The organism is Streptomyces sp. NPDC006687 (genome assembly GCF_040636215.1).
In the GTDB taxonomy this organism is placed as follows: Bacteria; Actinomycetota; Actinomycetes; order Streptomycetales; family Streptomycetaceae; genus Streptomyces.
This window is the reverse complement of the sequence record NZ_JBEYJJ010000024.1, coordinates 46,045-55,708: the sequence shown is the minus strand read 5'-3', so window position 1 is coordinate 55,708 and position 9,664 is coordinate 46,045. Positions and strand designations below refer to the sequence as shown.

Genomic DNA, 9,664 nt, shown 5'->3' with positions numbered 1-9,664 from the left:
TCAGCGGGCTGATGCTGCACCCCGACGTCCACTCCCCGCTCACCCTCACCAAGCTCGGCCTGGTGGCCGGCGCCGACGTCCCGGCGGAGGGACCCGCAGGGCTCGCCGGAGAACCCGGGGAGGAGGCCCCGCCCGTCGGGGTCTCCTCCGCGCACGCCACGGAGAACTCCATCCAGGACGAGGTCTTCAGCTGCGGTGCCCGCACCTCCAGCCGTACCGCGTCCTGCACCGTCCGGCCCGCCGTGCCCACCGGCTCGGTGTGGTCGAGCTGGCGGGTCCGCGCCCCGCCCGCCTCGTACGTGATGCTCTGCCAGGGCTCCCCGGACGTGGACCCGTCCAGCCTGGCCCAGCGGTACTCCACCACGGCGGGCGTCAGGGCCACCTCGATGGTGGCGGTGAACGCGGGCGCGCCCGTCTCCGGCGGCGGGCAGCTCCCGGCGTAGGCGGCGCGCAGGGGGTGCGCGTACAGGGTGACGCTCTGCGCGGGCCCCGTACTCGCCGGCGGGGAGGACGGAGCCGGATCCGAGGCCGGCGCCGACGGCGAATGCGGCGTCGAGGTGCCCGGGCTCCCGGCCGGCCCGCCCGCCCCGCCCCCGGTGTCGCGCAGCAGCAGCCACAGCAGCAGGACCAGCACCGCCAGCAGCGCCACGACGGCGACGGCCAGCACCACGCCCGCCCCGCTCCCGCCCTGTTCCGGCTGTGCGAGCAAGGGTTCCGACGGGACCGGCGCCGGCCCGTGCTCCCGCTCGTACTCGTACGGCCCCTGGTGCGGCCCCGCTTCGTACGGCCCCGCCAGGACCGCCGTCGGCGCCCCGGGGTCCCACACCGGGCCGCCCGGATCCCGTACGGCGCCCCCCGCGCCGACGATCCGCAGCATCCGGGCGGCCTCCGCCGCGGGCAGCCGCGCGGCCGGGTCCTTGCGCAGCAGCCCCTCCAGTACGGGCTCCAGCGGGCCGGCCCGACGCGGCGGGGGCGGCTCCCCGTCCACCACGGCCTCCAGGGTGGCCGCCGGGCCGTCCCGCAGGAAGGGCGAGACCCCCTCCACGGCCGTGTACAGCAGCACCCCGAGCGACCACAGGTCCGCCTCGGGGCCGGGCTCGTGCCCCAGCACCCGCTCGGGGGCGAGGAACTCGGGGGAGCCGAGCAGCTCGCCGGTCATCGTCTCCGGTGCGGAGCCCGTCACGGCGGCGGTCCCGAAGTCGCTCAGCAGCACCCGCCCGTCGTTGGCGACCAGCACGTTGGCGGGCTTCACGTCCCGGTGCAGCACCCCGGACCCGTGCGCCGCGCTCAGCGCCGCCAGGACCTGCTCGCCCAGGTGCGCGGTGCGCTGCGGGGTCATCGGCCCCTCGCCCTCCAGCACCTCCGCCAGGGAGAGCCCGCGCACCAGCTCCATCACGATCCAGGGCCGGCCGTCCTCGGAGGCCACGTCGTAGACCGTGACGACCCCGCGGTGGGAGACCCGGGCGGCCGCCCACGCCTCCCGCTCCAGCCGCCGGTACAGCCGCGCGGTCCCGGCCGCGTCCAGCCCGGCGGGGGCGCGCACCTCCTTGACGGCGACCTCCCGGGCGAGGACCTCGTCCCGGGCGCGCCACACGACGCCGGCGGCGCCGCGGCCCAGTGGAGCGAGCAGCCGGTACCGCCCGGAGATGACACGCCCGGACTCCCCGCTTACGTCGGCACTCACGCGATTCCCCCTGCTGTCATCGGGTGATCACTCCAAGTTAGCGCAGCGGGGCCGCGGTGGCCCCTGTCGTGACGACACTCCCTGGAGCCCCTCACGGAGCGTGTTCCCAAGTGCCGCTCCTCGCACGGAGAGTGACGGGCAACTCCGCTGAGTAATCGTCAACTACCCGTACTCACAGGGGTAATTCACACCACCGGGATACCCGAGGGCATTCGGCAGGCGATAGGGTTACCCTGCCCGGGCCGGGTGCCCTCGTACGGGTGGGGAGAGACATGGAACAGATAGCAATGCGCAGCAGGCCGCCCCGCGTGCCTGCCATCACCTGCGGGAGCAGCGCGGTCAGCTCGCGCCTCGACCGCCACCTCGCCGTGCTGGGCGGACCCGCCGCCCCGCACCACGAAGTGGCCGAGGCGACCCTGCTGATGCGCGAGCTCACCTCCCGCGACCACACCCACGTCCAGCGGAGCCGGAGCGCGCGCGTCGCGCTGTTCGCCCCGCTGCGCAGGCTGCGGCGCACCCTGTTCGGCAGCCGTCGCTCGTAACCGTCCCCCGGCGACCGTCCCCGTAGCGCAGCCGGCCCGTCCGGCTGCACCCGGCTCCCGTCCCCTTCCTCCGGCGTACCCCGCGTCGGCGTCCCGACGCCCCGGCCTCAGGCGACCACACCGTCCCCGCGCAGTTCCGCGATGCGCGCGTCCGTCATCCCCAGGGCGCGCAACAGGGCGTCGGTGTGCTCGCCGAGCGCGGGCACCGCTCCCATCCGTGCCTGCGCGCCACCCGGCAGCCCGATCGGCGGCAGCAGCGCCCGCAGCGGGCCCGCCGGCGAATCCACCTCCCGCCACCGGTCCCGGGCCGCCAGCTGGGGATGCCCGGCCAGCTGCGCCACCGAGTTGATCCGGGCGCAGGCGATCCCTGCCGCCTCCAGCCGCTCCAGGGCCTGCGCCGCCGACAGCTTGCCGAGCACCCCGGCCACCACCGCGTCGGTGTCCTCCCGGCCCCGCGTGCGGGCCGCGTTCGTCGCGAACGCCGGGTCCTCGGCCAGCTCGGGCCGCTCCAGCACCTCGCGGGCCAGCCGCCGCCACTCGCGGTCGTTCTGCACCGACAGCAGGACCTGGTCCCCGTCGGCCGTCGGGTACGCGTCGTACGGGGCGATCACCGCGTGCGCCAGGCCCGTGCGGACGGGCTGCTCCCCGCCGTGCATCGTGTGGTGCAGCGGATGCCCCATCCACTCGGCGAGCGCGTCCAGCATCGACACCTCCACCGGCCCGCCGCGTCCCGTGGTCCCGCGCCGCAGCAGCGCCGCGAGCACCCCGGAGAAGGCGTACATGGCGGCCGCGATATCGGCGGCCGGGATCCCCGCCTTCACGGGCCGCTCCGGCGTCCCGGTCACCGACACCAGCCCCGCCTCGCACTGCACGAGCATGTCGTAGGCCCGCTTGTGGGCGTACGGGCCCTGCGCGCCGTAGCCGGAGATGTCCACGGCGACCAGCCGGGGGTAGCGGGCGCACAGCGCGGCCGCGTCGAGCCCGAGGCGGGCGGCGGCCCCCTGGGCGAGGTTCTGCACGAACACGTCGGCGCCGTCCAGCAGCGCGTGCAGCACCTCCCGCCCGCGCGGGTCCTTCAGGTCCAGGGCGAGGGACTCCTTGCCCCGGTTGGCCCAGACGAAGTGCGAGGCCAGGCCGTGGGCGGCGGTGTCGTAGCCGCGGGCGAAGTCACCGCCGTCGGGCCGCTCCACCTTGATCACCCTGGCTCCCAGGTCGGCGAGCTGACGGGTGGCGAAGGGGGCGGAGACGGCCTGCTCGACGGCGACGACGGTGAGCCCGGCCAGGGGGAGCGGTTCGGTGGTCATGGGCCTTGCCTACCGGGCGTTGGCGGGGTCTGTCACTGCCCGGGGGCGGATGCGGGGTGGAATGCCCGGTTCACGGGGGTACGTTCTTGGGCTCCGGCCGCCTCGTCTCCCGGCCGCGCGGTCGCGGGGCCGCCAGGGGTGCGAAGGCCCGGGCCGGCGCCTCGGCCGGCTCAGAGCAGGGCGAACTGGCCCCCGGGGCCCTCCTCCTGGTGGTCCAGGACCGACGCCGGGCGGCGGGACCAGTGGGGCGGCGGCAGCACCCCGGCAGCCGTCAGGTCCGCGGCCGGGAGCGGCGGGCCCGGCTCGAACGCGGCCCGCTCCGGCGCCAGATCGGCCAGCAGCGCCAGGGTGGTCACCAGGGCGAGCAGCTCCGAGGTCCAGCTCTGCGGCCACTCGGCAGGCCCGAGGCCCTCCAGGCCCTGCGCCTGCGGCTCCCGGTGCGCGCACCGGGCCGCGAACCAGGAGTCCAGCACCCGGACCCCCTGCGCCTCGTACTCCCACGCCCCCGGCGGAACGGGGGAGACGGCCCCGTCCCCGACCGTCAGCGTCTGGGTCTCCGGGTCGTACCCGAGCTCCCGCGGCCAGGCCGTGACCGCCGCCCGCACGTACGGGCGCCGCCCGCCCGGCAGCCGGGGCGGCTGCCCGTCGTGCGCCCCGCGCAGCTGGACGGCGAGCAGGCGGTGGCCCAGCTCCAGCCCGGCCCGCCAGCGCCCGGGGTCGGCGGCGAGGGGGACCTCGTACCCCCGGGGGCCGGGGCGGCCCGCCGCGAGGATCCAGCACAGCATGTCCTGCGGGGTGACCGGGGCGCCGTAGCGGCCGCCGAGCAGCGCGAGCAGCCCCGGCGCCAGGTTCGCCTCCACGCCGCCCGGGCGCCGGTGCAGCGGGCGGATCCGGCCGAGCCGGCCGGCCGGGAGGTGCGGGGTGACCAGCAGGCCGGGGGCCTCCAGCAGGAACATCTGCCCGGCGTCCAGGACCCTCCACAGCTCGGGCCGGGCCGCGTCGATGAGCCGCTGGTCGGGGAGAAGCCACTGCTCGTCGAAGGGCGCGCGCAGCACCCGTACCGGCTCGGGGAAGGGGCCGGGGTCGTCGGTGAAGCGGGCGGTGGCCGAGCGCTGCCCCGGCAGGGCGGCCGCGCCGGCGGAGGGCGTACGGACCCGGCTCGGCCGGAACAGCCGCTCCCGCTCCTGCCCTTCGGCCCCGGTCAGGGCCGCCCAGCGGGCGCGCAGCACGGCCGGATCGGGGGCCGCCACCCAGGCGCGGCCCAGGCGCAGGCCGCTCACGGCCCAGGGCATCAGATCGTCCAGCAGCGGTACGTCGTCGCTCACCCGGCAGATGGTAGCGACGGCCGGCCGGGGCCGGGCCGCGTCCCGGCCGAAGCGTTACGCTCCTTATGTACGTATAGGTCATGTATGTACGCATCGGTACCGACCGAGGAGCGGGCCATGAGTCAGTACGACGAGTATTCGACCCCCTCGCAGGCCGAGGGAGAACGGCTCGACGAGGACATGGACGACAAGCAGCGGGAGCAGCTCCACCACCCTCAGACGATGCGCACCACGCCCTCGCAGGCGGAGGGCGAGCGCCTCGCGGAGGAGAACGAACAGCAGAAGTGAAGCGTTCCGAAGCGGCGGCTCAGGGTGCGTCGACGGTGACCGTGAAGGAGAACCGGTCGCCCCGGTACCGGATACGGGCCACGTCGACCACCCGGCCGTCCTCCCCGTAGGACACGCCCGTGTAGTGCAGGATCGGGCTCAGCAGCGGCACCTGGAGCAGCTCGGCCGTCTCCGGGTCGGCGAGGCGCGCCTCGACGGTGTCCGTGATCCGGCTGATCCGCACCCCGACCACGTCGCGCAGGACCTTGGTCATGGGCCAGCGCTCCAGGTCCGCGAGGTCCACCGCTTCGGCGAACTCGGGGCGCACCGCGTTCTCCGCCCAGTTCGTCGGCTCCCCGCCGCGGCCGTCGCGCCGCAGGCGGCGGTAGGTGACCACCTCCGGCAGGTCCGGGAAGTGCTCCAGCAGCTCCCCGGACACCGGCGTCCGCTCATGGCCGAGGACCGTCGTCGCCTCACCCGACTGCTGCGCCACGATCGCGTCGAGCGAGCCCAGCAGCCGCACCGGGGCGCTGCGGCGGGCGCCGGGCTCGATGAAGGTCCCGCGCCGCCGGTGCCGGCTGATGAGGCCCTCGCCCTCCAGCTCCTTGAGCGCCTGGCGCATCGTCAGCACGCTGACCCCGTAGTGCTCGGCGAGCTGTTCCTCGGTCGGCAGGCGCAGCGAGGCGTCCGGGGTGCGGCCGAGTATCGAGGCGCGCAACGACTGTGACACCTGGTACCAGAGCGGCAGCTTCCGGTTCAGTACCAGGGAGTCGGGGGCGAAGGCGGTCACGGGTGGTTCTCCGTCGGAGCAGGGGGCTGGGGGAATACTAGGCGCGGAAGTGCCGCTCCAGACCCTCCCAGACACCGTCGTACCCGCGCTGGAGGTGTTCGGCGCCGGCCGCCTGGGCGGTGGCGGTGATGGGCCAGCGGGTCTCGAACATGAAGGCCAGGCCGTCGTCGATCCGCTGCGGCTTCAGCTCGGCGGCGCTCGCCTTGTCGAAGGTCTCCCGGTCGGGTCCGTGCGCGGACATCATGTTGTGCAGCGAGCCGCCGCCGGGGACGAAGCCCTCGGCCTTCGCGTCGTAGGCGCCCTCGATCAGGCCCATGTACTCGCTCATCACGTTCCGGTGGAAGTACGGCGGGCGGAAGGTGTCCTCGCCGACCAGCCAGCGGGGCGCGAAGACCACGAAGTCCACCCCCGCCAGGCCCGCGGTGTCGGAGGGCGAGGTCAGGACCGTGAAGATGGACGGGTCCGGGTGGTCGTAGCTGATGGACCCGATGACGTTGAACTTCCGCAGGTCGTAGACGTACGGGACGTGCGTGCCGTGCCAGGCGACCACGTCGAGGGGGGAGTGGTCGTAGGTCGCGGCCCAGAGGTTCCCGCAGAACTTGTTGACCACCTCGGTCGGGCGCTCGCTGTCCTCGTACGCGGCGACCGGCGCCCGGAAGTCGCGGGCGGCGGCCAGGCCGTTGGCGCCGATGGGGCCGAGGTCCGGCAGCTCGAAGGGCCGGCCGTAGTTCTCGCAGACGTAGCCGCGGGCGTCGCCGTCCAGGAGCTCGACGCGGAAGCGGACGCCGCGCGGGATCAGGGCCACCTCGCCGGGGCCGGCGCTGAGCAGGCCGAGCTCGGTGCGCAGCAGCAGGCCGCCGCGCTCGGGGACGATCAGCAGCTCGCCGTCCGAGTCGCTGAACACCCGGTCGGTCATGTCGGCGTTGGCGGAGTAGAGGTGGACGGCCATGCCCGTGCGCTGGGTGGCGTCGCCGTTGCCGCCCAGGGTCCACAGGCCGGAGAGGAAGTCGGTGCCGGGGGCCGGGTCGGGCAGCGGGTTCCAGCGCAGCCGGTTGGGGTCGGGGACGGTCTCGGTGAAGGGGCCGGTGCGCAGGGCGCCGTTGTCGACGCGGGTGAAGGCCGGGTGCGCGGCGGAGGGGCGGATCCGGTAGAGCCAGGAGCGCCGGTTGTGGCGGCGCGGCTCGGTGAAGGCGGAGCCGCTGAGCTGCTCGGCGTAGAGGCCGAGGGGGGCGCGTTGGGGGGAGTTGCGGCCGAGCGGCAGGGCGCCGGGCACGGCCTCCGAGCTGTGCTCGTTGCCGAAGCCGGTGAGGTACTCCAGCGCCTGCGCCGTCTTCCTGGCCTGCTCACTCATGGGCTGCTCCCGCTCCGTCGAAGGAATCCTATGGTTGACAGTAGGATTCCGCGACCCGCACGTCAACGACGTGTTTCCGGCCAGGCCCGTCCGGGGCCGCGTGCTGGGGCGTGCGCGGGGGGATCCCAAAAGGTGAACATTGCTCTACTCTCTCGCGCATGTCGTGGACCCGCAGGTTCCCTGCCATGCCGGCGGCGCTCCTCGCCGCCCTCCTCGCTCTCCTTTCCCTCCTCGCCGCCGCGCCCGCCGCCCGCGCGCACGAGGAGCGCCCCGTCACCCTCCCCGACGGCTCCGGATCCTTCCCGCGCTACCGCGCCGCCGAGCCCGACCTGCTGGTCTGCAAGACCGACCGGGCCGACTTCGAGCGCCGCACCGCCGGCTTCCCCGAGCAGCTCAGACAGCACAACCTCACCCTCTACGAGCGCTGCCAGAGCAGTGGCTACCGCCACCTCCAGGAGGCCGTGGACGCCGTCGACCGGCCGGGGATGAACATCGCGGTCCTGCCCGGCCTCTACGAGGAGGAGCCCTCGCTGCCCCGGCCGACGGGGGAGTGCGCGCACCTCAAGGCCCCCGACTCCGCGCTCGGCTACCAGATCCTGTCCTACGAGCAGCAGGTGCGGTGCCGCCACAACCAGAACCTCGTCGCGATCCTCGGCAAGAAGGACCTCCAGATCGAGGGCACCGGCGCCGCCCGCACGGACGTGGTCATCGACGCCAAGTACCAGAAGCTCAACGCCATCCGCGCCGACCGGTCCGACGGCGTCTACTTCCGCAACTTCACCGCGCAGCGCACGACCTTCAACTCCCTGTACGTGCTCGCGGCCGACGGCTTCGTCATCGACGACGTCCTCACCCGCTGGAACGACGAGTACGGCTTCCTGACCTTCGCCAGCGACCACGGGCTCTACAGGAACTGCGAGTCCTACGGCAACGGCGACTCCGGCATCTACCCCGGCAGCGCCTCGAACATCAACGACGGCCGCGGCTACGACGTGCCCCGCTACTCCATCGAGATCACCGGCTGCCGCAGCCACCACAACATGGTTGGCTACTCCGGGACCGCGGGGGACTCGGTCTGGGTCCACGACAACGAGTTCGACCAGAACATGGGCGGCGCCTCGATGGACAGCGCCTTCCCCGGCCACCCCGGCCTGCCGCAGAACCACGCCCGCTTCGAGCGGAACCTGATCCACGACAACAACGCCGACTACTACCACTACGTCGCCGACGGCACCTGCGCCAAGCCGCCCGCCGCCCGCGGCTACGAACAGGGCGTGGTCTGCCCGCAGATATCCATGCCGCCGGGCACCGGCATCATCACCGCCGGCGGCAACTGGAACGTCTACGAGAACAACTGGGTCTACGGGCACCGGCGCGCCGGGTTCTTCCTCAGCGCGGTGCCCGCCTTCATCCGCGGTGAGGAGAAGTGGTCCAAGCAGACCGACACCTCCCACCACAACCGCTACGCCGGAAACATCCTCGGCAAGGACGCCTCCGGAGCCTCCCGCCCCAACGGCAGCGATGTGTGGTGGGACGGGCAGGGCCGGGGCAACTGCTGGCAGGACGGACCCGACGGCTCCACCCCCGGCACGCTCCCGCGGTGCGGGACGGCGCGCGGCGAGGTCAGCGGCGGCTCGGCCCGGCTCGTGGGCGAGCCGGTCAAGCTGACGCAGTTGCTGGTCTGCGCCGACTACAACGTCCAGGCCCGCAAGCTCCCGGCCGGCTGCGACTGGTACGGGGCCCGGGGCCTGGAGCGGGTCGAGACCCAGATCGCCCTCGCGGTGGCGGCGGTGCTGCTGCTGGTCGGCGGGGTCCTGTGGGCGCGCCGGCTGCGCCGCTCCCGGCTGGGCACGGCGGCCGCCCTGCTGGGTCTGGCCGGGCTGACCCTGGACGTCGCCGGCTCCACGATGTCCCTCACACACACCGCCGTTCCCGCCCTCGCCCTGCTCCTGCTCGGCCTGTGGTGGACCGGCACCGGCCTGGCCCTGCGCCCCGGCCGGCCCTGGCTGGCCCGCCTCACCCTGCTGCTGGGCGCCCTGACCCTGCTGGACGCCTTCGACAAGGCCGTCCTGATGATCCCCTGGATCCCGCTCAGCCCCGCCTGGATACGGTCCCTGGTCGCGGTGGTGTGGGTGCTGTGGGCGGTTGTCGCCTCCGCCCGGCCCGGCCCGCCCGCCCCGGCCCGCCCCTCGGGCCCGGGCGAAGCCCCGGCCGGTGACCGCACCCCCGGCCCCGTGGACCCGGCCCCGGCCCGCGACGCCTCGGCCCGGCGCTCGGCCCGCCCCACCACGGCCTGGCCCGCGACCCCCCGTCCGGGAGACGAACAGTGACCGCCGCCCGCTGCGACGCCTGCCCGGCCGCCGCCCCCGCCGCGCGCCCGCCCCGCCGCTCCGCCCGTACG

Annotated in this window: 8 protein-coding genes; 3 read left to right on the top strand and 5 right to left on the bottom strand. The window is 74.6% G+C overall.

What is annotated here, in order from left to right:
- Positions 1-1,684 (bottom strand): protein kinase (locus ABZ716_RS23445; RefSeq protein ID WP_358961451.1); only part of this gene is annotated, 1,684 nt, incomplete at its 3' end.
- A gap of 272 nt (positions 1,685-1,956) precedes the next feature.
- Here ABZ716_RS23445 and ABZ716_RS23440 point away from each other — a divergent pair.
- Positions 1,957-2,226: a hypothetical protein gene (locus ABZ716_RS23440; protein WP_351885882.1), complete on the top strand. Its 270-nt coding sequence runs from the start codon at positions 1,957-1,959 to the stop codon at positions 2,224-2,226.
- A 107-nt stretch (positions 2,227-2,333) separates the two neighbouring features.
- Here ABZ716_RS23440 and ABZ716_RS23435 read toward each other — a convergent pair whose 3' ends face one another.
- Together ABZ716_RS23435 and ABZ716_RS23430 are read right to left on the bottom strand one after the other, a co-directional pair.
- The gene (locus tag ABZ716_RS23435; RefSeq protein ID WP_358961449.1) at positions 2,334-3,530 is read right to left on the bottom strand and encodes a CaiB/BaiF CoA-transferase family protein; all 1,197 of its coding nucleotides are present in this window, start codon (positions 3,528-3,530) and stop codon (positions 2,334-2,336) included.
- A gap of 170 nt (positions 3,531-3,700) precedes the next feature.
- A complete protein-coding gene (locus ABZ716_RS23430; RefSeq protein ID WP_358961458.1) occupies positions 3,701-4,822 on the bottom strand; it encodes a type ISP restriction/modification enzyme in 1,122 nt (373 codons plus the stop codon).
- A 150-nt stretch (positions 4,823-4,972) separates the two neighbouring features.
- Here ABZ716_RS23430 and ABZ716_RS23425 point away from each other — a divergent pair, with 150 nt between their 5' ends.
- Positions 4,973-5,143, top strand: coding sequence for a hypothetical protein (locus ABZ716_RS23425; protein WP_358813700.1), 171 nt, complete (start codon positions 4,973-4,975; stop codon positions 5,141-5,143).
- A gap of 19 nt (positions 5,144-5,162) precedes the next feature.
- On the opposite strand, the gene ABZ716_RS23420 is transcribed toward ABZ716_RS23425, so the two are convergent.
- Both ABZ716_RS23420 and hmgA read right to left on the bottom strand, forming a co-directional pair.
- Positions 5,163-5,912, bottom strand: a complete 750-nt coding sequence (locus ABZ716_RS23420) for a GntR family transcriptional regulator (RefSeq protein ID WP_358813701.1) — start codon at positions 5,910-5,912, stop codon at positions 5,163-5,165.
- A gap of 37 nt (positions 5,913-5,949) precedes the next feature.
- Complete coding sequence (gene hmgA, locus ABZ716_RS23415) at positions 5,950-7,263, bottom strand: homogentisate 1,2-dioxygenase (protein WP_358813702.1); 1,314 nt, start codon at positions 7,261-7,263, stop codon at positions 5,950-5,952.
- 158 nt (positions 7,264-7,421) lie between these two features.
- Between hmgA and ABZ716_RS23410 the strand changes: the two genes are divergently transcribed.
- Positions 7,422-9,593 carry a right-handed parallel beta-helix repeat-containing protein gene (locus tag ABZ716_RS23410; RefSeq protein WP_358961446.1) on the top strand — a complete coding sequence of 724 codons (2,172 nt, stop codon included), beginning with the start codon at positions 7,422-7,424 and terminating at the stop codon, positions 9,591-9,593.
- Positions 9,594-9,664: the final 71 nt, after the last annotated feature.